The sequence below is a fragment of the Pararhizobium sp. genome, from assembly GCF_035497515.1.
GTDB lineage: Bacteria > Pseudomonadota > Alphaproteobacteria > Rhizobiales > Rhizobiaceae > Pararhizobium.
Genome location: NZ_DATJDJ010000019.1, coordinates 1 through 22,674 on the forward strand (window position 1 = coordinate 1; position 22,674 = coordinate 22,674).

At 60.4% G+C, this 22,674-nt stretch carries 23 protein-coding genes; 14 read left to right on the top strand and 9 right to left on the bottom strand.

Translation table 11 applies throughout. The annotated features are described in order from the left end of the window. Positions 1–207: 207 nt before the first annotated feature. From gatB to VL202_RS01700, 4 genes are all read left to right on the top strand, one after another. Positions 208–1,710, top strand: coding sequence for an Asp-tRNA(Asn)/Glu-tRNA(Gln) amidotransferase subunit GatB (gene gatB / locus VL202_RS01685; RefSeq protein ID WP_325462459.1), 1,503 nt, complete (start codon positions 208–210; stop codon positions 1,708–1,710). A gap of 2 nt (positions 1,711–1,712) precedes the next feature. Next, the gene (locus VL202_RS01690) at positions 1,713–2,213 is read left to right on the top strand and encodes a GNAT family N-acetyltransferase (RefSeq protein WP_325462460.1); all 501 of its coding nucleotides are present in this window, start codon (positions 1,713–1,715) and stop codon (positions 2,211–2,213) included. A 127-nt stretch (positions 2,214–2,340) separates the two neighbouring features. Continuing rightward, entirely contained in the window at positions 2,341–2,736 is a 396-nt protein-coding gene (locus VL202_RS01695) for an NADH:ubiquinone oxidoreductase subunit NDUFA12 (RefSeq protein ID WP_325462461.1), read from the top strand. 123 nt (positions 2,737–2,859) lie between these two features. Next, positions 2,860–3,309 (top strand): DUF2155 domain-containing protein, encoded by a 450-nt coding sequence (locus VL202_RS01700; RefSeq protein WP_325462462.1) that lies wholly within the window; start codon positions 2,860–2,862, stop codon positions 3,307–3,309. A 73-nt stretch (positions 3,310–3,382) separates the two neighbouring features. Here the strand turns inward: VL202_RS01700 and aat are convergent, their stop codons facing one another. The 5 genes from aat to VL202_RS01725 all read right to left on the bottom strand — a co-directional run bounded on the left by aat (position 3,383) and on the right by VL202_RS01725 (position 7,190). Next, positions 3,383–3,997 carry a leucyl/phenylalanyl-tRNA--protein transferase gene (aat, locus tag VL202_RS01705; protein ID WP_325462463.1) on the bottom strand — a complete coding sequence of 205 codons (615 nt, stop codon included), beginning with the start codon at positions 3,995–3,997 and terminating at the stop codon, positions 3,383–3,385. Positions 3,998–4,005: 8 nt separating this feature from the next. Then, positions 4,006–5,349, bottom strand: coding sequence for an acetyl-CoA carboxylase biotin carboxylase subunit (gene accC, locus VL202_RS01710; RefSeq protein WP_325462464.1), 1,344 nt, complete (start codon positions 5,347–5,349; stop codon positions 4,006–4,008). 9 nt (positions 5,350–5,358) lie between these two features. Beyond that, a complete protein-coding gene (gene accB, locus VL202_RS01715) occupies positions 5,359–5,829 on the bottom strand; it encodes an acetyl-CoA carboxylase biotin carboxyl carrier protein (RefSeq protein WP_325462465.1) in 471 nt (156 codons plus the stop codon). Between the two features lie 22 nt (positions 5,830–5,851). Beyond that, positions 5,852–6,298, bottom strand: coding sequence for a type II 3-dehydroquinate dehydratase (aroQ, locus tag VL202_RS01720; RefSeq protein WP_325462466.1), 447 nt, complete (start codon positions 6,296–6,298; stop codon positions 5,852–5,854). A 124-nt stretch (positions 6,299–6,422) separates the two neighbouring features. Next, entirely contained in the window at positions 6,423–7,190 is a 768-nt protein-coding gene (locus VL202_RS01725; RefSeq protein ID WP_325462467.1) for a DsbA family protein, read from the bottom strand. Between the two features lie 263 nt (positions 7,191–7,453). Here VL202_RS01725 and VL202_RS01730 point away from each other — a divergent pair, with 263 nt between their 5' ends. Continuing rightward, entirely contained in the window at positions 7,454–8,566 is a 1,113-nt protein-coding gene (locus VL202_RS01730) for a pyridoxal phosphate-dependent aminotransferase (protein ID WP_414692790.1), read from the top strand. A gap of 611 nt (positions 8,567–9,177) precedes the next feature. Here VL202_RS01730 and VL202_RS01735 read toward each other — a convergent pair. Continuing rightward, positions 9,178–12,066 carry an Rne/Rng family ribonuclease gene (locus VL202_RS01735; RefSeq protein ID WP_325462469.1) on the bottom strand — a complete coding sequence of 963 codons (2,889 nt, stop codon included), beginning with the start codon at positions 12,064–12,066 and terminating at the stop codon, positions 9,178–9,180. 242 nt (positions 12,067–12,308) lie between these two features. Here VL202_RS01735 and VL202_RS01740 point away from each other — a divergent pair, with 242 nt between their 5' ends. From VL202_RS01740 to prfB, 4 genes are all read left to right on the top strand, one after another. Beyond that, complete coding sequence (locus VL202_RS01740) at positions 12,309–12,467, top strand: hypothetical protein (protein ID WP_325462470.1); 159 nt, start codon at positions 12,309–12,311, stop codon at positions 12,465–12,467. 349 nt (positions 12,468–12,816) lie between these two features. Next, positions 12,817–14,046 carry an N-acetylmuramoyl-L-alanine amidase gene (locus VL202_RS01745; RefSeq protein WP_414692788.1) on the top strand — a complete coding sequence of 410 codons (1,230 nt, stop codon included), beginning with the start codon at positions 12,817–12,819 and terminating at the stop codon, positions 14,044–14,046. A 376-nt stretch (positions 14,047–14,422) separates the two neighbouring features. Next, entirely contained in the window at positions 14,423–16,876 is a 2,454-nt protein-coding gene (locus VL202_RS01750; RefSeq protein WP_325462471.1) for a penicillin-binding protein 1A, read from the top strand. A gap of 96 nt (positions 16,877–16,972) precedes the next feature. Beyond that, a protein-coding gene (gene prfB / locus VL202_RS01755; RefSeq protein WP_325462472.1) for a peptide chain release factor 2 occupies positions 16,973–18,104 on the top strand; the annotation gives its coding sequence in 2 pieces (ribosomal slippage) (positions 16,973–17,041 and positions 17,043–18,104; 1,131 coding nt in all). Between the two features lie 72 nt (positions 18,105–18,176). On the opposite strand, the gene VL202_RS01760 is transcribed toward prfB, so the two are convergent. Together VL202_RS01760 and VL202_RS01765 are read right to left on the bottom strand one after the other, a co-directional pair. Further along, positions 18,177–18,734, bottom strand: a complete 558-nt coding sequence (locus tag VL202_RS01760) for a hypothetical protein (protein WP_325462473.1) — start codon at positions 18,732–18,734, stop codon at positions 18,177–18,179. 113 nt (positions 18,735–18,847) lie between these two features. Then, positions 18,848–19,621 carry an NAD kinase gene (locus VL202_RS01765; protein WP_325462474.1) on the bottom strand — a complete coding sequence of 258 codons (774 nt, stop codon included), beginning with the start codon at positions 19,619–19,621 and terminating at the stop codon, positions 18,848–18,850. Between the two features lie 303 nt (positions 19,622–19,924). Here VL202_RS01765 and VL202_RS01770 point away from each other — a divergent pair, with 303 nt between their 5' ends. Next, complete coding sequence (locus tag VL202_RS01770; RefSeq protein WP_325462475.1) at positions 19,925–20,128, top strand: hypothetical protein; 204 nt, start codon at positions 19,925–19,927, stop codon at positions 20,126–20,128. Positions 20,129–20,178: 50 nt separating this feature from the next. Here the strand turns inward: VL202_RS01770 and VL202_RS01775 are convergent, their stop codons facing one another. Continuing rightward, the gene (locus VL202_RS01775; protein ID WP_414692789.1) at positions 20,179–20,805 is read right to left on the bottom strand and encodes a tyrosine-type recombinase/integrase; all 627 of its coding nucleotides are present in this window, start codon (positions 20,803–20,805) and stop codon (positions 20,179–20,181) included. Positions 20,806–20,852: 47 nt separating this feature from the next. Here VL202_RS01775 and VL202_RS01785 point away from each other — a divergent pair, with 47 nt between their 5' ends. The 4 genes from VL202_RS01785 (at position 20,853) to VL202_RS01805 (ending at position 22,372) form a co-directional block, all read left to right on the top strand. Next, entirely contained in the window at positions 20,853–21,266 is a 414-nt protein-coding gene (locus VL202_RS01785) for a hypothetical protein (protein ID WP_325462476.1), read from the top strand. Next, positions 21,266–21,592 carry a hypothetical protein gene (locus VL202_RS01790; RefSeq protein ID WP_325462477.1) on the top strand — a complete coding sequence of 109 codons (327 nt, stop codon included), beginning with the start codon at positions 21,266–21,268 and terminating at the stop codon, positions 21,590–21,592. Before VL202_RS01785 ends, VL202_RS01790 begins: the two co-directional genes overlap by 1 nt. Further along, positions 21,589–21,873: a hypothetical protein gene (locus tag VL202_RS01795; RefSeq protein WP_325462478.1), complete on the top strand. Its 285-nt coding sequence runs from the start codon at positions 21,589–21,591 to the stop codon at positions 21,871–21,873. Before VL202_RS01790 ends, VL202_RS01795 begins: the two co-directional genes overlap by 4 nt. 178 nt (positions 21,874–22,051) lie before the next feature. Continuing rightward, the gene (locus VL202_RS01805) at positions 22,052–22,372 is read left to right on the top strand and encodes a hypothetical protein (RefSeq protein ID WP_325462480.1); all 321 of its coding nucleotides are present in this window, start codon (positions 22,052–22,054) and stop codon (positions 22,370–22,372) included. The last annotated feature ends 302 nt before the right edge of the window (positions 22,373–22,674 follow it).

Here is a 22,674-nt window from a genome sequence, read left to right on the forward strand (position 1 = left end):
CAGAAGGTGACGATGTTGATCAACAGGATGATCACGACGACGGTTTGGCTGATTGTCATGGTTCATTGTGACAGGGAGATCTGAACGGACTGCAAACGTGCGGTTCCACCCCGTTTTGCATACCTGCCGCGCGCGACAAGCCTTGCACGCCCTAGGCAATTGTTCTACCCAGAGAATTACGAATTCGAGCTTACAGAAGAGCATTCCATGACCCTCGTCGACGTCCGCATCTCCGAACCGAAACGCTATATTCCCGGCACGACCGGCGATTGGGAAGTGATCATCGGGCTGGAAGTCCATGCGCAGGTGACCAGCAATTCGAAGCTGTTTTCCGGTGCGTCCACGACCTTCGGCAATGCGCCGAACTCCAACGTCTCGTTGGTCGATGCGGCGATGCCCGGCATGCTGCCCGTCATCAACGAGGAATGCGTCAAGCAGGCGGTCCGCACCGGTCTGGGTCTCAAGGCGCAGATCAACAAGCGTTCGATCTTCGACCGCAAGAACTACTTTTATCCGGACCTGCCGCAGGGCTACCAGATTTCCCAGTTCAAGGACCCGATCGTCGGCGAAGGCCAGATCGTTATTTCCGTCGGACCGGATCGCCAGGGCCAGTTCGAGGATGTCGAGATCGGCATCGAGCGGCTGCACCTGGAGCAGGATGCCGGCAAGTCGATGCACGACCAGAGCCCGACCATGTCCTATGTCGATCTCAACCGTTCGGGCGTGGCGCTGATGGAAATCGTCTCCAAGCCGGACATGCGCTCGTCCGACGAGGCCAAGGCCTATATGACCAAGCTGCGCTCCATCGTGCGTTACCTCGGCACCTGTGACGGCAACATGGACGAGGGTTCGATGCGCGCCGACGTCAACGTTTCCGTGCGCAAGCCGGGCGCGGATTTCGGCACGCGCTGCGAAATCAAGAACGTCAATTCGATCCGCTTCATCGGTCAGGCGATCGAATACGAAGCCCGCCGCCAGATCGCGATCCTCGAAGAGGGCGGTACGATCGACCAGGAAACCCGGCTGTTCGATCCGAACAAGGGCGAGACTAGGTCGATGCGCTCCAAGGAAGACGCGCATGACTACCGCTATTTCCCCGATCCCGACCTTTTGCCGCTCGAATTCGACGACGCCTTCGTCGAGGCGCTGAAGGCCGATCTGCCGGAACTCCCCGACGACAAGAAGGCGCGGTTCGTGCGCGAACTCGGCCTGTCGGTCTATGACGCTTCCGTGCTTGTCTCGGAAAAGGCGATTGCCGATTATTACGAGGCCGTGGCGGCCGGTCGCGACGGCAAGATTGCCGCCAACTGGGTCATCAACGACCTGCTGGGCGCCTTGAACAAAGCCGGCAAAGCCATTGAAGAGACTCCGGTTTCCCCCGCCCAGCTCGGCGCTATCCTCGATCTCATCAAGTCCGAAGTCATCTCCGGCAAGATCGCCAAGGACCTGTTCGAGATCGTCTGGACGGAGGGCGGAGACCCGGCCGAATTGGTCGAGAGCCGCGGGATGAAGCAGGTGACCGACACCGGTGCCATCGAAAAGGCGGTCGACGAGATCATCGCCGCCAATCCGGATCAGGTCGAAAAGGTCAAGGCGAAGCCCTCGCTTGCCGGCTGGTTCGTCGGTCAGGTGATGAAGTCGACCGGCGGCAAGGCCAACCCGCAGGCCGTTCAGGCGCTGGTCAAGGCCAAGCTCGGTATCGAGGAGTAATCATGTTCTTCGTGCGGACAGCGTCGGAACGCGATCTTGAAAAGGTGAGCGCGCTCTTGGGCGAGACCTGGCACGCGACCTATGAGGCGCTTTACGGTGCCGCGAAGGTCGAGGAACTGACGGCGAAATGGCATTCGGTGCCGGCGCTGAAAGCCCGGCTTGCCCGCAAGGATGCCGAATTCGTGGTTGCCGACAATGGCAAGGATATCGGCGGCATGGGCTATGCTGCCATGTCCGAAACCCTCAAGAAGGGTGTCGTCCTGCACCAACTCTATGTGCATCCGAGTTTCCAGCGACAGGGCATCGGCCGCGAGATGTTCGCGGAGCTCGAAACCTGCTTTCCTGATGCCGAGTTCATGCAGCTGGAGGTCGATCCCCGCAACGATGCGGCGCTTTCCTTCTACGAAGCACACGGGTTCAGGAAGATCGGCGAGACAGCCAATTGCGGCGATGGTCAATCGGGCATTGCCGCACTGATCCTGGAAAAGCCGCTGTCGACATGAGGTGCGGCCTGTTGCCATCCGCCCGAAACTGCGGAATCACTGGACAACCGGGCGCCTGCACGGCATAAGCGGACGATATTTTTTAGTAACCGGCGGCCTCCCGGCGGCACGGTCAAGGACGGAAATCATGAAGTCTCTGCTGCAGATATTTACCTGGTGGAACGGACAGACGCTCGGAACGCGCTTTCATACCTGGCGCTTCGGGACGCGCGTCGGCTCGGACGAGGCCGGCAATGTCTACTACCAGGGCGGCAAGGATTCGGAAGGCCGGACACGCCGCTGGGTGATCTATAACGGCTATGCCGATGCCTCCGCCATTCCGCCGGGCTGGCACGGCTGGATGCATCATCGCACCGATGTTTCCCCGGCTGACGAAGCCTACACGCCGCGCGAATGGGAGAAGGGCCACCGTCCGAACGCGACCGGTACGGCGCAGGCCTATCGGCCGCCGGGCTCCATCTACGGCACCGGCGAGCGCCCGCGCGTTACCGGCGATTACGACGCCTGGACGCCGCGCTCCTGATCGGAGCGCACGGGGCGGGTTCCGGCCGGCAATTGCCCGCCGGGCATCATGTCCCGGCCACATTTCATCTTTAGCCGCTGGTGACTAGGCAATTCGAGCCGGTGGTACGGGAGACGGACGTCAATGGTAGGTTCAGATTGGCGAATTCACAGACGGGCGGTATCTGCCGCCGCCGTGTTCGCGCTTGCCGGCGCGTCTCTCCTCGGGATAACGATTTCCGCTCAGGCAGCGCGCCTGGAGAACCCGGTGGCGGTATTTTCCGGTATCGACAAGATCACCGGCCGCATCACCACATTCGATGTCTACATCGGTGAAACCGTGCAGTTCGGCGCGCTGCAGGTTACCCCGCGCGTTTGCTACAGCCGCGACGACACCGAGGCGCCGAAGACCGACACGTTCGTCGAGGTTGACGAGATCACCCTCGACCGCAAGATCCGCCGCATCTTCACCGGCTGGATGTTTGCCGACAGCCCCGGTCTCAACGCCGTCGAGCATCCGGTCTATGATGTCTGGCTGAACAGCTGCAAGGCGAAGTCCGACCTGCCGCCACCGGATGACGCGGCCAAGCAGTAGTCGAACCGGCGCCTGCGCGACTGCAGTTGCTATTCACGGAAAAGTTTCCCCGGCCTATGATCGTCCACAGACGCTAGAAGCGGAGGTGAGGCGAGGCAATGGCGCGCTCCAGCATTTTCGCATATCGAGACTTGGGCACGTCGATGGCGCCGAAATTCTTCAGGTGCTCGGTGATGAACTGGGTGTCGAGCAGCTTGAAGCCGTGCCGGCGCAGGCGCTCGACCAGATACACCAGGCAGATTTTCGAGGCGTCGGTCCGGCGTGAAAACATGCTTTCGCCGAAGAAGGCCGCACCGAGCGACACGCCGTAGAGCCCCCCGACCAATTCGTCGCCGTCCCACGCTTCCACCGAATGGGCGTGCCCCATCTGATGCAGCGCCGCGTAGAGCGAGCGGATCCTGCCATTGATCCAGGTGGTCGGGCGATCGGGAGCAGAGGCGGCGCAACCCTCCATCACAGCTTCGAAAGCGGTGTCGTAGCGAATGTCGAACGGCGCGCGGCGAATGGTTTTCGCCAGGCTTTTCGAAACATGGAAATCGTCGAGGGGGATGATGCCGCGCAATTCGGGCTCGACCCAGAAGAGGTCCGGGTCGTCAGCCGAATCGGCCATCGGGAACAGCCCGATAGAATAGGCCCGCAACAAGAGATCCGGGGTAATATCCGGGTGCTTGCCGCGGGCGCCTCTCATTTAAAGCCTCATTCCGCCGACTGAGCCAGATAGTTTTCCAGCCAGTGAATGTCATAGTCGCCGTTGGCGATGTCCTGATTGTTGATCAGGTCCTGGAACAGCGGCAATGTCGTCTTGATACCGTCGATGACGAATTCGTCCAGCACACGGCGCAGGCGCATCATGCATTCGACGCGGGTGCGTCCATGCACGATCAGCTTGCCGATCAGGCTGTCGTAGTAGGGCGGGATCTTGTAGCCCTGATAGGCGCCGGAATCGACGCGAACGCCGAGGCCGCCCGGCGTGTGGAATGTCGTGATCGTGCCGGGTGAGGGCACGAACGTGCGCGGGTCCTCGGCATTGATGCGGCATTCGATGGCATGGCCGGAGAAGACGATCTCGTCCTGCGTTACCGACAACCCGCCGCCGGAGGCAACACGAATCTGCTCGTGCACGAGATCGATACCGGTGATGGCCTCGGTGATCGGATGCTCCACCTGCAGGCGGGTGTTCATCTCGATGAAGAAGAATTCGCCGTTTTCATAGAGGAACTCGATCGTGCCGGCGCCGCGATATTTCAGCTTGCGCATGGCATCAGCGCAGATTTCGCCGATCTTCATCCGCTGCTCGACATTGAGCGCCGGTGAATTGGCTTCCTCCCAGACCTTCTGGTGGCGGCGCTGCAGCGAGCAGTCACGTTCCCCCAAATGAATCGCATTGCCTTCGCCGTCGCCGACGACCTGGATTTCGATATGGCGCGGCTTGCCGAGGTATTTTTCCATATAGACGGCATCGTTGCCGAAGGCGGCGAGCGCCTCGGAACGGGCGGTCGAAACGGCCTCGGACAGTTCGTCCTCTGTCCTTGCCACCTTCATGCCGCGTCCGCCGCCGCCGGCCGTCGCCTTGATCAGCACCGGAAAGCCGATTTCGCGGGCGATTTCGAGTGCGTTCTCGGGCCTCACTTCGCCTGCGGAGCCAGGAACGACCGGAATGCCCAGTGACTTGGCGGTTTCCTTGGCGGTGATCTTGTCACCCATGATGCGGATATGGTCGGCGGTCGGTCCGATAAAGGTAATGCCGTGCGCGTCGAGAATATCGGCGAACTTGGCATTTTCCGACAGGAAGCCGTAGCCCGGATGCACGGCGTCGGCGCCGGTAATCTCGCAGGCGGCGACGATCTGGTGGATGTTCAGATAGCTGTCGCGCGACGGCGGCGGGCCGATGCACACACTTTCATCGGCAAGACGCACGTGCATCGCGTTGGCGTCAGCGGTCGAGTGAACCGCGACAGTTGCGATACCCAGTTCCTTGCAGGCGCGCAGGACCCGGAGGGCGATTTCGCCGCGATTGGCAATGAGGATCTTGGAAATCATCTGTGCGGCCTATTCGATGACGACGAGCGCTTCGCCGTACTCGACCGGTGCGCCATCCTGAACGAGGATCTCCGTGACCTTGCCGGAGCGCGGGGCTGGAATCTGGTTCATCGTCTTCATGGCTTCGATGATCAGAATGGTCTGGCCTTCCTTCACCGTGGCGCCGACTTCGACAAAGGCGCGCGAGCCGGGAGCAGGCGACAGATAGGCGGTGCCCACCATCGGCGAGGTGACGGCGTTCTTCGACGCCTTGCCAGCTTCGGCGACGGCGACAGCGACAGGAGCGCCTGTGGCACTGGCGAACTGTACCGGGGCTGCGGCTGGAACCGGAGCGGAGACATACTGCGGCGTGCCGGCGCGCGAAACGCGAATGCGCAGGTCGTCCTGCTCCACCTCGATTTCGGTGAGATCGGTCTCGTTGAGAATATTGGCGAGATCGCGGATCAGCGACTGGTCGATCGCGGGTTTCTTGTCAGCCATGGGTTTGAGCCTCGTGTTCTTTTTATTTCGTGATTTGGGTGAGTGTCTTTAGCGCATTGAGCGCGAGAATGTAACTGTCGGCGCCGAATCCGCAGATAACGCCCTTGGCGGCCGGGGCAAGCATCGATTTGTGCCGGAATTCCTCGCGCGCATGGACGTTGGAAAGATGCAGTTCGACGACCGGAATGCCAATCGCCTTGGCGGCGTCATGCAGGGCAATCGACGTGTGGGTGTAGGCGCCGGCGTTGACGGCAATCCCTGCCGCCACTTCGCCGGCTTCATGGAACCAGTCGACGAGATCGCCTTCATGGTTGCTCTGCCGGCAGACAATGTCGAGACCCAACGCCTTGCCATGCTCGATGCACATCGCCTCGATATCGGCCAGTGTCCGGCCGCCGTAGATACCAGGCTCGCGTTTGCCGAGTGCGTTGAGGTTGGGGCCGTTCAGCACGAAAATTGTCGATGGCATAAGGGATCCGGTCCGATAATCGAGCGTTACCTATAGACCGGCGGCCTGCCAAGGAAAAGCCCTTTGGCTCCCTGCGGGATTTGTCCACAAGCGATACGGGATGGCCACGCCAGAAGGGGCTGGCTCAGCAGACGGTCTTTCCGCAGGTGCGGACATTGGTGACCTTGTTTTCGATCTCCTCGGCGCCGACGGCACCGTAGACGGCTTCCTTGCCGACGATATAGGACGGCGTGCCGGTGATGCCGAGATCGTTGGCGAGCGTATAGACGAGCTTCACCGCATCATCCTGGGTATTCTCGGCCATCTTCTTGCGCAGATCCGCCTCGGAAACACCAAGCTTGGTCGCGACCGCCATCGCCGTTTCCTCGTTGGCGCGGTCCTCTCCGCCCAGAAGGGTGCGATGGAACTCGCCGTATTTTTCCGGCGCAATCGCGCGGAACGCAGTGCTGACCTTGTGCGCGGCCATCGAGTCGGGGCCGAGGATCGGCAGTTCCTTCAGCACGAAACGGACGTTCTTGTCGTTTTTGAGGATGGTTTCCATGTCGGAGAGGGCACGTTTGCAATAGCCGCAATTGTAGTCGTAGAACTCGACGATGGTGACGTCGCCATTGGGATTGCCGAGCGTCACGTCGTAGGGCGACTGGAAAATGTCGTTGTCGTTCTTGGTGATCGCCGCCTGCGCCTGCGCCAACTGCTCGTCTGCCTGCTTCTGCTTCAGCGCTTTCTGTGCTTCCAGCAGGATTTCCGGGTTTGCGACGAGGTATTCCTTGATGAAATCGCCGATCTCCTGCTTCTGCTTTTCGTCCAGGGCATAGGAGGCGTTGGGAAGCACCGTGCTTGCCGAAAACAGGATGAGCGTCGTGGCGATGATCTTGCGAGCGTTGAATGCCATGGAGTCCTCGTTGTCTCTTTCAGTGCGTGTCTGTCGTTCAAGGTTTTGGGCCGGTCAACAGCTTGTTTGAAAGACAACAGAATTTTCGCGTTAGCATAGGGCGGTGCGGCGCCAAACGAAACTGCAAAATCGGCGGAAATGCGGCGCTCGCGCACTTGTGAAGCTCTTTGCGATGAGGCACATGCCTAACTCACGTCGAAAACATCGAGGATGTGCTGTTGAAGCCGCTTTCCGCCCGCAGTTCCGTCGAACCCTTCCATGCCATGGACGTTCTGGCCGAAGCCACCAAGCGCCGTGAGGCCGGCTATCCCGTGATTTCGATGGCGGTTGGCCAGCCGAGCCACCCGGCGCCCACGGCGGCGCTCGAAGCGGCGCGTACGGCACTCGGTCACGGTCGCCTCGGTTATACCGACGCCCTGGGAACTTCGTCGCTCAGGGCCGCCATCGCCCGTCACTACCGCAGCCGCTACGGTGTCGATATCGATCCGCAGCGCGTTGCCGTGACGACCGGGTCCTCCGCTGGCTTCAACCTGGCTTTCCTGGCCCTGTTCGATCCCGGCGATTGCGTCGCGATCGCGCGTCCCGGTTATCCCGCCTACCGCAACATCCTCGCCGCCCTCGGCCTGACGGTGATCGAGGTGGAGGCGGGGGCCGAAAACGGCTTCACCCTGACGCCCCAAGGGCTCGATGCGGCCGCCAGACAGGCGGGCAGGGCGATTGACGGCGTGCTCCTGGCAAGCCCCGCCAACCCGACGGGTACGGTGACCGGTCGCGCGGGCCTCAAGGCTCTCGCCGATTATTGCCGCGACCGCGACATCGCGTTCATTTCCGACGAAATCTACCACGGCCTGACCTTTGCCGGCGAGGAAACGACTGCGCTGAGCGTCACCGACGAAGCCGTCATCATCAATTCCTTTTCCAAATATTACTGCATGACCGGCTGGCGGATCGGCTGGATGGTGCTGCCGGAAGCGCAGGTTCGGGCGTTCGAGCGGATCGCCCAGAGCCTCTACATCTCGCCGCCGGAACTGTCGCAGATCGCGGCGGAGGCAGCGCTGGGCTGCGAGGCCGAGCTCGACGTCTACAAGGCATCCTATGGCGCCAATCGGGCGCTGCTGTTGAAGCGGCTGCCGGAGATCGGCTTCACCATCGCCTCGCCGATGGACGGCGCCTTCTATGCCTATGCGGATGTCAGCCGGTTCACCAATGACAGCATGGATTTTGCCCGCAAGATGCTGGCGGAGATCAATGTCGCGGCAACGCCGGGGCTCGATTTCGATCCCGTCGAGGGATACCGCGCCATGCGGTTTTCCTATGCAGGTGCGGAAGCCGACATGATCGAGGCGATGGATCGCATCGCCCGCTGGCTGGCATAATCTGCCAGTCTTTCAATCTCTTGAGGAATTTTCCGGAATCGAACTCTGACGCACTTGAATCAGATCGTGAACGGGGCACGCGACGAAGGCGCCGCCCGGCGGACGCGCAGTGTTTGCAGTTTCATCTGACGGTATTGGTCAGCGGCAGACGCGAACCTTGTTGACGACCGGATTGCCCTACAGCGCCGCGCGTCAAACATGACGCGCAAAGGTCGCAGTAACATTTTCAATATGCTGCATGATTTTATCCTTAAATCGATTCCGATTTAAGGGATTATGCAGTCGTCGTCCGTCGAGCGGACCTTGCGAGTGACGCAGACCGGCTCATAGGCCGTGTCATAGCTCTTGTGACAATAGCGCTGTCGTGTTGGCGCTCCGTAGCCTGGGTGGCGGATGCGAAAGACGTCAGCGAGATCGTGGCAAGGGCTGCGGCGACAACAAGACGACGCATGATTGTCTCCCACGGTTGAGACCGAACAAGCCTGTCCTATCCAGTCGCAAACAGTTTGCCACAGGCATTGATCTCTCTGTTCAGGGCGGAACAACTGCCCAAATGAAAAAACCGGCCAATTTCTTGACCGGTTTTTTGTCATTCAGCAGTCAGGTCTGGCTCAGAAGAAGCCGCGCTTCTGCCACCAGCCGCCCTTCTTGGGCTTCGGTGCGTCGCCGTCACCATCCGTATCTTTCGGGGTGGAGGACTTGACGACCGGTTCGCTGGCGATCGTATCGAGATCGCGGTTGGCGCGGACCGGCTTGGTTTCCTCGAGCGAGGCGGCGGCGTCTTCGACCACGGGTTTCTCGACAACGGCAACCGCTTCCGGAGTCGCTTCCACGGCAGCCTGGGCGTCAGCATCGACGGTGGCGGCGGGTGCTTCGGCGATCGCGGGTTCCTCGACCGCGGCAACGGCCTTCTTGCGGCTGCGCTTCGGCTTGGCGGCAGGCTTTGCGTCTTCCTCGACGACGGCCGGAGCCTCCACAACCTCTTCCGCGGTCACGACCGGCGCTGTCGCTTCTTCGGCTACAACATCCGATGTTTCGGGCTCGTTCCGCGCTTCATCGCTATCGACCGCTTCGCCGTCAGCGGCCAGGTTCTCGCCCTCGGACTCCTCGGGACGGTTGCGGCGGCCACCACGCTTACCACGACGGCGGCGCTTGCGCTTCTGGCGTTCTTCCTCGCTCAGGCCTGCGTCTGATGTATCGTCGACACCGGATTGAACAGCGGTATCATCGCCATCGTCCTCGTCGCCGTCCTCATCGGATGCATCATCGGCGCGAACACCGGCCTCATTGGCCTGGTCGCCATTGGTGCGGCCACCGCGACGCCGGCGACGGCGCTTGCGCTTGCGATTGCCCTGGTCGTCGCTCTGCTCACCCGGTGCACGTTCGCTGCGCTCGGCACGTTCCGTACGCTCAGGCTTGGCTTCCGCCACGACGTCTTCATCGTCCTCGATATCCTCTTCGATGACGACATCGTCGTCCTCGTCGATTTCCGGCTCGAACTGGATGATCTGGTCGATCTTGACGGGGTTTTCGACAGCTTCGCCACGATCGATGGCAAAATGCTGGGCGCCGACATGGGCGTCCGCCTCGATGATGATCTGAACGCCGAAACGTTCTTCATAATCGACGATCGTGCCGCGCTTGTGGTTCAGCAGGTAGAGCGCGATATCCGGCGTGGTGCGCACGGTAATGTCGTGCGTAGTGTTCTTCAGCAGGTATTCCTCGACACCGCGCAGGACATGCAGGGCGACAGAGGACTGCGAACGGACGTGACCCGTGCCGTTGCAGTGCGAGCATATCTGCATCGTCGATTCGAGCACCGAGGCGCGGATACGCTGGCGCGACATTTCGAGCAGGCCGAAATGCGAGATGCGGCCGACCTGAATGCGGGCGCGGTCGTTCTTCAGGTGGTCCTTCAGGCGCTTTTCGACCGAGCGGTTGTTGCGCTTTTCTTCCATGTCGATGAAGTCGACCACGACGAGACCGGCAAGGTCGCGCAGGCGCAGCTGTCGAGCCACTTCCTCGGCGGCTTCCAGGTTGGTCTGGAGAGCGGTGTCCTCGATCGAGTGCTCGCGGGTCGAACGGCCGGAGTTGACGTCGATCGCAACCAGCGCTTCGGTCTGGTTGATGATGATGTAACCGCCGGACTTCAGCGTCACCTGCGGCACCAGCATGCGGTCGAGCTGGGCTTCGATGCCCGAGCGCGAGAAGATCGGATGCACGTCGCGATAGGGCTGAACCACCTTGGCGTGGCTCGGCATCAGCATCTTCATGAAGCTCTTGGCTTCCTTGTAGCCTTCTTCGCCGGCCACGATGATTTCGCTGATGTCCTTGTTGTAGAGATCGCGGATCGAGCGCTTGATCAGGCTGCCTTCCTCATAAACCAGGCAAGGCGCGGTCGAAGACAAGGTCAGCGTGCGAACATTTTCCCACAGGCGCATCAGGTATTCGAAGTCGCGCTTGACCTCGACCTTGGTGCGGTTGGCACCGGCGGTGCGCAGGATGACGCCCATGCCCTGCGGCACGTCGAGCGCGCGGGCGATTTCCTTCAGGCGCTTGCGGTCAGGCAGGTTGGTGATCTTGCGGGAAATACCGCCACCACGCGCCGTGTTCGGCATCAGGACCGAGTAACGGCCGGCCAGCGACAGATAGGTGGTGAGAGCCGCGCCCTTGTTGCCGCGTTCTTCCTTGGCCACCTGTACCAGCAGGATCTGCCGGCGCTTGATGACTTCCTGGATGCGGTACTGCTTGCGGGGACGGCGGCTGACCTGACGATCCGGGACCTCTTCCATCGCGTCTTCGGCGCCGACGGATTCGATGACTTCCTTCTCCTCGTGATGACCATCGTCATCATCGTCGTCATCATTGTTGCGGCCGCCGCCACGGGCGTCTTCCGAGATGCTGTCGGTATCGACCATCGCGGCCATTTCGCCGCCGGTGCCTTCATCGCTGTCCGCACCCGAAGTGTCCGTTGCGGCTTCCGCTTCCGCGGCAGCGGCCTTCTTGGTCCGGCGTGGACGCTTTGCCTTGGCCTTCGGCTTTTCCTCAACCTCGGCGACGGGCTCTGCGGTTTCGATCGTTTCAACCGTATCGGCCGGCGCCTCGACGACTTCGGTGACGTTGTCTGACGGTGTTTCGAGGATTTCGTCTTCGGAATCGGGGCCGAGATCGGTGCCCGTTTCGACATGCTCGATGTCGTCGTCGCGGCGCGCTTCCTCGGCTTCCTGCCTCAGGAGGGCCTGACGGTCGGCCAGCGGAATCTGGTAATAGTCCGGATGGATTTCCGCGAAGGCCAGGAAGCCGTGGCGGTTGCCGCCGTAATCGACGAAAGCCGCCTGCAACGACGGCTCGACGCGCGTGACTTTCGCGAGATAGATGTTGCCGCGGATTTGCTTCTTGTGTTCGGATTCGAAGTCGAATTCTTCTATGCGGTTTCCGCGTACGACAACGACGCGCGTCTCTTCAGCGTGAGACGCGTCGATAAGCATTTTCTCTGCCATGTAAGTGGTGCTCCTCGGCGCACCCGTGAAGCCGCAGGAAAGTTGCGTCCCGGAGGAGACTTTCCGTGCAGGTCAGGTGTTTCGCCGGATGTGAATGTTCCTGCGGGGTCGAGGAGACGGTCCAACAGCCAGACGGCAGCCGGAAACAGTGTGTTCCGGGGCCTGTTTACTTCTGACCGATACTGCTGAGACAACGTCGATGACCAAACAAGAATGCCAATGTACTAGGCCCTGGAGGCCCGATGAATGTGCCCGGTCACGGGCTTTCGGTGATCGTCACCATAAGCGATCCGGCCACCGCCGGAATTTCACGATTCTGCATGCAAGGAAAAAGTGGGGCGACGGCGGATGAAGCGCGACTGCTTGTCCGAGACGTGATCTTCATTGAAGCGGTTTTTTAGCCGCTTCGATCACGCTCTGGCGCCGGGGCTGAGAAAACCCTTTGGCTGCCGGTCGTCGATTCTATCCCGTCAACACTTTCTCCCTGCGAAGCTTTTATGTTTTCTATGTCACAATGGCAAGAGAAAAGCCGGAACGGCCATAATATTGATTGATTCGCTGGTCGGGGTATGTAGTGCGGGAAGCGGATTTTCAGCCTTCCGCGATAGCCCCTGTCGGGCTTGGCAAGGTTCGGTTAACCATATTGCGGCATGGATGTATATGGCTGCAACCGGCCGGCGAGGCGCGCTCCAGCGATGCCCTGCGATATTCAACGATGCGAAGGCCGGAAACCATGGTGACGCATTGGCGATGAGGAAAGCGGTTTTGATCCTGTCTGCAACGATACGGCGATGCCTGCTCGGGCTGTTGATCCTCTGGCTGGCGTGCGTGAGTTCGATATTCGCGGCCCATGCCGACGACGCGCCGCTGCTTGCCTTCGGCGCCCGGGTCGCTGGCGATGACGCTCGCACCCGCGTGGTGATCGACTTCGACCGCAAGCCAGTCTTTTTCGTCCATTATGTCGCCAATCCGACCCGCGTCATCGTCGATCTGCCGGAAACATCCTTTGGCCTGAAGCCAGAGGACCTGAAGGCACGCGGCCTGTTCACCAAAATCCGCTATGGCGCCATGGGTGCGGGAAGCTCGCGCGTGGTGTTGACGGCGAAAAATCCGGTGGCGATTACCGTTGCCGATGTCATGCCCGATGAAGACGGCAAGGGCTTCCGTCTTGTGCTCGATGCGGAAAAGATTACCGGCGAGCGTTTCAACGCTCTTCTCGAAGATCAGAAATGGACGGGTAGCGTCGGCGCCGTGAAAACCGGCCGTGTGGTCGAGCCGGATCCCGGCGCTTTTGTCGTTGCCGTCGATGCCGGCCATGGCGGGATCGATACCGGCGCGATCGGCACGGAGACGAAGATGGAAGAAAAGAGCGTGACGCTCGCTTTTGCCGCCGAACTGGTCGAGGCGCTCAATAAGGAGCCGGGCATAAAGGCCTTCCTGACGCGCGACAAGGATGAATTCCTGTCCTTGCCGCAGCGGGTGCAGATCGCCCGCCAGCATAGCGCAAACCTGTTCATTTCCCTGCATGCCGATACGTTGAAGCAGCGCGATATCCGCGGCGCCACTGTCTATACCATTTCCGACAAGGCGTCCGACCATCTCGCCGCCGATCTGGCCGAGCGCGAAAACCTGTCGGATGAGATTGCCGGCGTCGCCTTCAAGAGCGAGCCGGCCGAGGTCGCCGATATCCTCATCGATTTGACACGCCGAGAGACCCAGGCATTCTCGGTCAATCTGGCGCGCTCCGTCGTGTCGTCCTTCGAGGGGCAGATCAACCTGATCAACAACCCGCACCGCCATGCCGGTTTCCGGGTCCTGCAAGCGCCGGACGTGCCGTCGATTCTACTCGAAATGGGCTTTCTGTCGAACAAGCAGGACGAAAAACTGCTGGTCGATCCCGTCTGGCGCAAGAAACTGGCAAGTCGTTTGACCGCCGCCGTGCGCAGCTATCGCGCCGGCTCCATGGCCAACGGCGGTTGAAGCGGGCTTTTTCAGCTGGTTTCCTGTCATCAGATCGGGATTTTCAGGGGTAATGACGTTTCTTGTGATTTGTGTCGCGGGAGTAACAGCGATATCCTTTTCAAGGGGATGGCATATGTTTAATGCGTCACGAGCCCTATTTTGCTCACAATCCGGTCGCTATCCGGAAGCCTGAACTGCACGACCCACGACACGCCCGGTTTGAGCGGGCGGTCTGGACATGTGAAAAGCGGGTGGGCGTGACCGGTTAGCGGGCGGCAGTTCCTCTTCGCGAGGTTAATTTGTTTGGCGTGATTGCAATCGGGCATGGTGCGGGTTAGGCCGACGAACGAGACAATCCCGCATAGAACGACAACAAGGTACCGGTATCTGGCTGATGATCAGACTGATTGGATATTTCTTCGGCATTGGCGCCTTTCTGGTGCTTGGCGTGGCGGCGGCAGCGGCCATCTATCTCGGACATGTCACCAAGGACTTGCCGGACTATGAGGTGCTGAACAGTTATGCGCCGCCGGTCACGACGCGCGTTCACGCCGGCAATGGCGAACTGATGGCCGAATACGCGCGCGAACGGCGCCTCTATCTGCCGATCCAGGCCATCCCGGATCGTGTCAAGGCTGCCTTCATCTCGGCCGAAGACAAGAATTTCTATCAGCATCCGGGCATCGATATCACCGGTCTCGGACGCGCCATCTTCGTCAACCTGCAGAACTTCGGTTCCGGCCGCCGTCCGGTCGGCGCCTCTACGATTACCCAGCAGGTTGCCAAGAACTTCCTTCTCTCCGCCGACCAGACGATCGACCGCAAGGTCAAGGAAGCGATCCTGTCGTTCCGCATCGAGCAGGCCTACAGCAAGGACCGCATTCTCGAGCTCTATCTCAACGAGATCTTCTTCGGCCTGAATTCCTACGGCATTGCCGGCGCGGCACTGACCTATTTCGACAAATCGGTCACCGAACTGACGATCGCCGAAACAGCCTATCTCGCCGCTCTCCCCAAGGGGCCGGCCAATTATCATCCCTTCCGCAAGGTTGAAGCAGCGCTCGAACGCCGTAATTGGGTCATCGACCGCATGGTCGAGAACGGCTACGTCACCAAGGCGGATGGCGCGGAAGCCAAGAAGCAGCCGCTCGGCGTGAGCGTTCGGCGCGGCGGCTCACATCTGTTTGCCTCTGATTATTTCGCCGAGGAAGTGCGCCGCCAGATCATCCAGCGATACGGCGACAATGCGCTCTATGAGGGCGGCCTTTCGGTGCGCACCTCGCTTGTTCCGCGATTGCAGGTGGAAGCCCGCAGGGCGCTGCAGAACGCGCTGGTCAGCTATGACGAACGCCGCGGATTCCATGGGCCGATGAAGACGATCGAGATCGGTGGGGACTGGGGTGAGCCGCTCGGCAAGCTCGAAGCCCTCTCCGACGTTCCGGAATGGAAGCTGGCCGTTATCCTCTCCGTGGATGACAACGGTGCTGAAATCGGCATCCAGCCGGCCAAGGACGGTTCCGGCAAGATCGGCACGGACCGGGTGACGGGCAATATCTCCGCCAAGAACATGCAGTGGGCGTTCCGTTCGTCGTCTCCGGATCGCAAGTCGACCAAGTCGCCGGAAGGCGTGGTCGGTCCAGGCGACGTCGTCTATGTCGAGGCGACCGACGCCGCCGGCGAATATCGCCTGCGCCAGCCGCCGAAAGTGCAGGGCGGTCTCGTCGCCATGGATCCGCAGACCGGTCGCGTGCTCGCGATGGCCGGCGGCTTCTCCTACGGCCAGTCTGAATTCAACCGCGCGACGCAGGCCATGCGCCAGCCCGGTTCCTCGTTCAAGCCTTTCGTCTACGCCGCCGCGCTCGACAATGGTTATACACCGGCCTCCGTCATTCTCGACGCGCCGTTCGAACTCGTCACCGGTGGCCAGGTCTGGCGTCCGGAAAACTATGGCGGCGGTTCGGCCGGTCCCTCGACGCTGCGTCTCGGCATCGAAAAATCGCGAAACCTGATGACCGTTCGCCTTGCCAACGACATGGGCATGAACCTTGTTGCCGAGTATGCCGAGCGCTTCGGCATCTATGACAAGATGCTGCCGGTCCTGGCCATGTCGCTCGGTTCCGGGGAAACGACGGTTCTGCGCATGGTGTCGGCCTATGCCGTGCTCGCGAACGGCGGCAAGCAGATCAAGCCGTCGATGATCGACCGCATCCAGGATCGCTACGGCAAGACGATCTTCCGTCACGAGGAACGTACCTGCGATACTTGCAACGTCGCCGACTGGCAGGACCAGGAAGAGCCGGTCCTGACCGACAATCGTGAACAGGTCCTCGACCCGATGACGGCCTATCAGATCACGTCCATGATGGAAGGTGTCGTGAAACGCGGCACCGCCGCCGGCAAGATCAAGCTCGACCGTCCGGTTGCCGGCAAGACCGGGACGACCAACGACGAAAAGGACGCCTGGTTCGTCGGTTATACGCCGGACATGGTCGCGGGCCTCTATCTCGGCTTCGACAATCCGGCACCGCTTGGTCGTGGCGCGACCGGCGGTGGCCTTGCGGCACCGGTATTCAACGATTTCATGCAGGCTGCGATGCAGGGCACGCGCCCGGTCAAGTTCGTCGTTCCCGAAGGCATGAGCCTGATCCCCGTCAACCGCAAGACCGGCATGGCTGCGGCCGAAGGCGATCCCGATACGATCATCGAGGCCTTCAAGCCCGGCACCGGCCCGGCCGACACGTTTTCGGTCATCGGTGGCATGGATCAATATGTTCCGCCGGAAGAAATACTGAAGGCTTCGCCGCAGGCAAACGAAGCGATCACCAATGGCGGCGGCGGCCTGTTCTAAGTCACTCCACTCCGTTTTCGCGACGCCCGCCGCTTTACATCAGCGGCGGGCGTCGTTATTCACGGCGCACATTCATTAACGTCAAGAAGCAGGACCATGCGGACCGAAATCGAGAATATTGTCGACGAAATCAAGCAAGCCATAAGCCTGCTGAGGAGGCATCTTTGACTGGGACCAGGCGGTAAGACGACTGGACTGGTTGAACAACAAGGCCGAGGATCCGAACCTCTGGAACGATGCCACCGAGGCGCAGAAGCTGATGCGCGAGCGCCAGCAACTCGATGATGGCATCAACGGCGTTCGCTCCTTCGAGCAGCAGATGCAGGACGCCATCGACCTCATCGAACTGGGCGAGGAAGAGGGCGACGCCGACATCATCAAGGATGCCGAGGACACGCTGAAGGCGCTGGGGGGCGAAGCGGCCCGCCGCCAGGTGGAAGCCATGCTGTCCGGCGAGGCCGATGGCAACGACACCTATCTGGAAGTCCATTCCGGTGCCGGCGGCACCGAGAGCCAGGACTGGGCGAACATTCTTTTGCGCATGTACACCCGCTGGTCCGAACGTCAGGGCTACAAGGTGGAACTGATGGAAGTTCATGATGGGGAAGAAGCCGGCATCAAGTCGGCGACGCTTCTCGTCAAGGGACACAATGCCTATGGCTGGCTGAAGACCGAATCGGGCGTGCACCGTCTGGTGCGCATTTCGCCGTTCGACAGCAATGCCCGCCGCCACACGTCGTTCTCGTCCATCTGGGTCTATCCGGTCATCGACGATTCGATCCAGATCGACATCAACGAGAGCGATTGCCGCATTGACACCTACCGTTCGTCGGGCGCCGGCGGCCAGCACGTCAACACGACCGATTCAGCCGTTCGCATCACCCACATGCCGTCCGGTATCGTCGTGCAGTGCCAGCAGGAGCGTTCGCAGCACAAGAACAAGGCCAAGGCCTGGGACATGCTGCGCGCTCGTCTCTATGAGGCGGAATTGAAGAAGCGCGAAGACGCCGCCAATGCCGAGGCCGCGTCCAAGAGCGACATCGGCTGGGGCCACCAGATCCGCTCCTACGTGTTGCAGCCCTACCAGCTGGTCAAGGACCTGCGCACCGGCGTATCCAGCACGGCGCCGGACGACGTCCTGGATGGCGACCTCAACCAGTTCATGGAAGCCGCGCTGGCGCACCGGGTCAATGGTGGCAGCGATGCCGTGGTCGACGACCTGTCCTGAACTCGGCTGCCAGCAAATACAAAGGAAGCCGGATGCATGCGCGTCCGGCTTTTTTGTCGCCCTGTCTTCGGGTCAGTTCGTCTCGCGTTCGACCTTGATGTCGCCGATATCGTCGATCAGCACGGTCCAGGTTTCCGGCTCCATCGCGGTCGGGTCGGTCTTCAGGTAGACGGTGGCAAACAGTCCCGGCTGGCGGACGACACCGTTCGATGTTTCCGGCCTGATATCGGTGACATAGATTTTTGTCGCCGAAAACTCATCGAGTTCGGCCGAAGAGATCATCCTCGGTCCGTTCGCATCGAGCGCGATCTGTTGCAGAAAGATATGGGTATTTCCCTCTGGCTGGCGGACGGCGATCAGCTTGTAATAGCCGTGCTGGGCAGGGGGCGTGGCAGGCACTGCCGGCTGCGTCTTTCCGGCTTCCGGATCCAGAACGTTCAGCGGATCGCTGCTTTCCTCCCAATATCCGGTGCTGGTCACGAAGATGATGTTGTCAGGGATGAGGGCCGGTTCTTCGGCGAAGGACAAGGAGGGCGGGGCGCTCACGAACAGCAGACCGGCGAGCACGAGCGAAGGGCCGGCAAACCATCGGCGGCTTCGATGTGCGTGCGGACGCTTTTTCAGCAACATCGTTTCGCCTTTGATTCCTGTTGACACGCCCCGGCTTACGTAGCCGTTTACCGATTTTCGGCCGAAACCGGTTCCGTTTCAAGGCCCTGCTTTTCGGCCTCTTTCAGTCTGTGTCAATTTGAGAATTGTTCGGCCAGAATTCGGTCCGACCAGGAATAGTCTGGATCGGACAGGATATGGGCCGTGATGTTCTCCGACTCGGCGATGCGCACCGTCACCACCGACTTGACCTCGATATGATCCGCCACCGCGTTGACCGGGCGCTTGTCGGGCTCGATGATGGCGATATCGACGGTCACCTTGTTGGGCAGCAGCGCGCCGCGCCAGCGCCGGGGGCGAAAGGGGCTGACGGGCGTGAGCGCCAGAAGCGGCGCTTCCAGCGGCAGGATCGGGCCGTGGGCGGAGAGATTGTAGGCGGTCGAGCCGGCCGGCGTCGACAGCAGAACACCGTCGCAGATCAGTTCCTCCAGCCGCACCCGGCCATCGACCTCGACCTTGAGCTTGGCCGCTTGGTACGATTGCCGGAAGAGATAGACCTCATTGATCGCCAACGCCTTGAACCGGTTGCCGTCGGTATCGATGGTCTGCATTTCCAGCGGCCGGAAGGTATTCTCAACCGCTTCGATCAGCCGCTCATGCAGGTTTTCGGTGCTGTAGCGGTTCATCAGGAAGCCGATCGAGCCGCGGTTCATGCCATAGACGAGCTTGCCGGAATTCATCGTCTTGTGCAGCGTCTGCAACATGAAGCCGTCGCCGCCGAGCGCCACGATGACATCGGCATGCTCGGGATCTTCCTGGCCGTAAAGCGCGATCAACTCCTCTGCGGCCTTCTGCGCTTCCTTCGTTGCGGAAGCGGCAAAGGCGATGGTTTTGAATGTGCGCGCCATGAAATGCCTGTGCGATAGGTCGGTTTCAAAATAGGGAAAACCGGAGGAAATAACCGTTGGTCAGCCGGGCTGCGCTCCGTCCGCCAGCAATACCATCGGTATCATGCATAAAAGATCGGAGTGTGAAAGGAAAAGAATGGTCGTCCACCTGGAATGTCTTGGCACAGGCATCTGATTCGACAAGGTTTATGGCTTTTACATAGGCGGCATCGGAGGGCTGATCGCCCTTGGCCCGGGCGTTCGGAACGAACCGGTGCCACGTCGCGTTCTCGAAAAGGAACAATGGAAATTTACGAGGATTCAATGGACGACGATACGGTTACACAGCTGAATGTGATCCGCGATCAACTACACGCCCGGGCAGAGGAACTTTCCCGCTTGAAGTCGGATGACGACACCGCAACCCTGATGTCGGCCATGGCCGTGACCATGGAGGCGGTCCGCTCGCTCGGTCAGAAACTTGACAAGCTCGATGGGCCGCAGGGTCTCGGAGGGGCGGGAGAGTAAAAATCGGGAAAATGAAAAGGAATGGTGCCCCCACCAGAGCCACCACGGGTCTATTTTGACTTTGTTTTTATTGTATTTTTCGGTTTAAATCCCTCACCCATATTGAGGTGAGGGAAAACTATGTTCTCGATCTGGTCCGCAACGATCCGGCTTCCTTCGATGCCGAGGCGGGCTCGATCCACTCCCTTTGTGTAGATTTGGGCAGTCGCAAGATTGGTCCAGCCGTATTGCGCGAGCAGTTGATGCGTTGCCGCGCCGCCCTGAGCCGCCAGCGTGGCACTGAGCTTGCGGAGTCCGTGAGCCGACTTGGTCACATGCGCGTCGTTGCACTTCTCCCTGAACCAGTTTCCGAAACTTTCCTTCGTGAAGGGTCGTCCGTGCGCGTTATGGACAAGGTGAAGCCCTTGGCGCGGCGTGGCCTCGATCACTTTCAGCAAGTCATCAGACAGCTCGATTGTGATCCTTGCGCCGGTCTTCATTGTGTCCAGTGACAGAATGCGGCCGGTGATATGCTGGCGCCCGACGACCACGACATCGGACCGACGAAGACCGGCAAGTAGCATCAGCTCCATATCCTCGGCACGGTCTCGCAGTCTGGCGGTATCCCGACCGGCTCTCTCGTCGAAAAGGGCAGCAATGCCAATGGCGAATACGTCCGGTTTTCCGACGGTACGCAAATCTGCTGGCTACGGAATGTCGGGATTACCGCAGGCGTGGCATTCACGTGGACATACCCCGCCGCATTTTCGGCGACGACGACGACGTCACTCATCGGCATATCCTCGTCGAGCGCAGCCTCCCGCGTCTTTGGCGGTTTGCCCGGGGCCAGTACCGCTGTTTGCAATCTGTGGACATCGAGCACCGGCGCCGAGGTGTCCGGCGGCGTGAACCTCATGGCGATTGGAAGGTGGTACAACTGATGCAGATCACATTCTCTCCGCAACGATCTGACGCGACGTTGACCGTCGCCAAGACCGGCGACACCCTCGTCATCAATGGCGTGGCGTTCGATTTTTCCGTGATCCCCGAGGGCGGCATCCTGCCGGCGGCCGGCGTCGACTGCGACTTCGTCATCGGCGATATCAGGCGTGAAGACGGGGCGCTCAAGTTGACTATGATGCCGTACCGGTCGAGTTGATGAAGTGGGTCAATGCCGGTGGCAAGAAGGTCAAGGGCCTCGTCAACCGTCGCTCGGCCGAGGCGGGCCTTTGGGCTAAGGGCGAATTTATTGCCAGCAGCACGGTCGATGCCAACAAGGCGATCAATAAAAAGGATGTTGCGGTCATTGTCGGCACTGGCGCCGGTGGCGCCGCAACCTCCGTTGTCCCCGTGCTGCCAGATCTCATCGACGCGGTGACGAAACAGCATGACGACCTGACCAGCGGCGAATGGGCGCGCATCATCGTCGCTGTCGTGATCCTGGGCCTGACCGGCTACGGCATCTATCGCAAGGTGCGGGCATGATCAGCAAGGTCTCGGCCCTAGTCTGCGTCGTGGCTGGCGTCCTGCTGGCCTTCGCCATCTTCCAGCTAGCGAACACGCTCTGGCTGCTGCCGGCGGCGCGGGAAGAGGGCAGGGCGCTGGAGCGGGCCGAACTTGATGCCGCCACCAACAAAGCAATAGGAGAATTGACAGATGCAGCGGATCGCGCTCCCTTTAACCGTCGCTTGTGCATTGAGCGCGGCGGGGTGTTCATCAACTCAACAAGTCAGTGCGAGCAAGCAAAAGCTCAACCTGACAGCTAGAGCGATAGTGGGGACTTCGCTCGTAGGGGCTTGGGGCGCAACGCCTCGCGATCAGGACAAGATAGATGAAGCGGTAGCCGGTCTATGCGGGGCTGGTGCTTGGACAAAAGCGGAATGCATGGCGCATGACGAGGCAGGGCAGGGCAAGTGAATGAACCAAGGGCCTGAGGACCACAACATGGATGGGGATCTAAGATCCAGGCTGGTTGCCGTGGAACATGCTTTTTCCGCCGCGTTGGCGCGCCTGGCGATCGTCGAACAATGGCGAGCTCAGATGGACATCCTGAACGCCCGGCGCGATGAGCAGTTCAAGAACCTCGCCGATCGCTTCGACAGCCTCAACAGCAAGATTGATGGCGTCAAGACGGACATATCCGGCGACCTTGGAGAATTAAAGGGGTCGCTCACATGGTTATCGAGGTTGATCATTGGCTCACTTATCACCGGCGGGATTGTCGGCGCCATCGGGCTCATCATTAAGATGGCCCGGCCGGGTTGATTTAAACAGGGATCTAGTGCGCGCGAATCGTGCTGCATCGCCGCTCGATAGAAGGCAATCCACACACAGCCCCGCTTGCCTTAATCGGCGAGCGGGGCTTTTTTGCGTTTATTGGCCGCTCTCACCGCGTGCTAGAGTCACTCAAAGCCCGGATTTACAGGCAAGAAAAAACGTCTAAATTAGCGTTATTTTATGGAGGGGAATATGGCAACGCTTAACTACTACTTTCCGAATTCAACTTACCCGCTGGGGCTCGATTATAATCCGGGTTTGGGGGAGCTTATTGGCGGGTTAGACAGTAC

Coding starts and splice junctions, on each gene's coding strand:
- VL202_RS01735 (WP_325462469.1), bottom strand. CDS start 12,066: ATGGCAGAGAAAATGCTTATCGACGCGTCTCACGCTGAAGAGACGCGC.
- VL202_RS01750 (WP_325462471.1), top strand. CDS start 14,423: ATGATCAGACTGATTGGATATTTCTTCGGCATTGGCGCCTTTCTGGTG.
- aroQ (WP_325462466.1), bottom strand. CDS start 6,298: ATGCCATCGACAATTTTCGTGCTGAACGGCCCCAACCTCAACGCACTC.
- VL202_RS01795 (WP_325462478.1), top strand. CDS start 21,589: ATGATCAGCAAGGTCTCGGCCCTAGTCTGCGTCGTGGCTGGCGTCCTG.
- VL202_RS01740 (WP_325462470.1), top strand. CDS start 12,309: ATGAATGTGCCCGGTCACGGGCTTTCGGTGATCGTCACCATAAGCGAT.
- accB (WP_325462465.1), bottom strand. CDS start 5,829: ATGGCTGACAAGAAACCCGCGATCGACCAGTCGCTGATCCGCGATCTC.
- VL202_RS01760 (WP_325462473.1), bottom strand. CDS start 18,734: ATGTTGCTGAAAAAGCGTCCGCACGCACATCGAAGCCGCCGATGGTTT.
- gatB (WP_325462459.1), top strand. CDS start 208: ATGACCCTCGTCGACGTCCGCATCTCCGAACCGAAACGCTATATTCCC.
- VL202_RS01745 (WP_414692788.1), top strand. CDS start 12,817: ATGAGGAAAGCGGTTTTGATCCTGTCTGCAACGATACGGCGATGCCTG.
- VL202_RS01730 (WP_414692790.1), top strand. CDS start 7,454: ATGGACGTTCTGGCCGAAGCCACCAAGCGCCGTGAGGCCGGCTATCCC.
- VL202_RS01695 (WP_325462461.1), top strand. CDS start 2,341: ATGAAGTCTCTGCTGCAGATATTTACCTGGTGGAACGGACAGACGCTC.
- VL202_RS01770 (WP_325462475.1), top strand. CDS start 19,925: ATGGACGACGATACGGTTACACAGCTGAATGTGATCCGCGATCAACTA.
- accC (WP_325462464.1), bottom strand. CDS start 5,349: ATGATTTCCAAGATCCTCATTGCCAATCGCGGCGAAATCGCCCTCCGG.
- VL202_RS01725 (WP_325462467.1), bottom strand. CDS start 7,190: ATGGCATTCAACGCTCGCAAGATCATCGCCACGACGCTCATCCTGTTT.
- VL202_RS01690 (WP_325462460.1), top strand. CDS start 1,713: ATGTTCTTCGTGCGGACAGCGTCGGAACGCGATCTTGAAAAGGTGAGC.
- VL202_RS01790 (WP_325462477.1), top strand. CDS start 21,266: ATGAAGTGGGTCAATGCCGGTGGCAAGAAGGTCAAGGGCCTCGTCAAC.
- aat (WP_325462463.1), bottom strand. CDS start 3,997: ATGAGAGGCGCCCGCGGCAAGCACCCGGATATTACCCCGGATCTCTTG.
- VL202_RS01805 (WP_325462480.1), top strand. CDS start 22,052: ATGGATGGGGATCTAAGATCCAGGCTGGTTGCCGTGGAACATGCTTTT.
- VL202_RS01700 (WP_325462462.1), top strand. CDS start 2,860: ATGGTAGGTTCAGATTGGCGAATTCACAGACGGGCGGTATCTGCCGCC.
- VL202_RS01765 (WP_325462474.1), bottom strand. CDS start 19,621: ATGGCGCGCACATTCAAAACCATCGCCTTTGCCGCTTCCGCAACGAAG.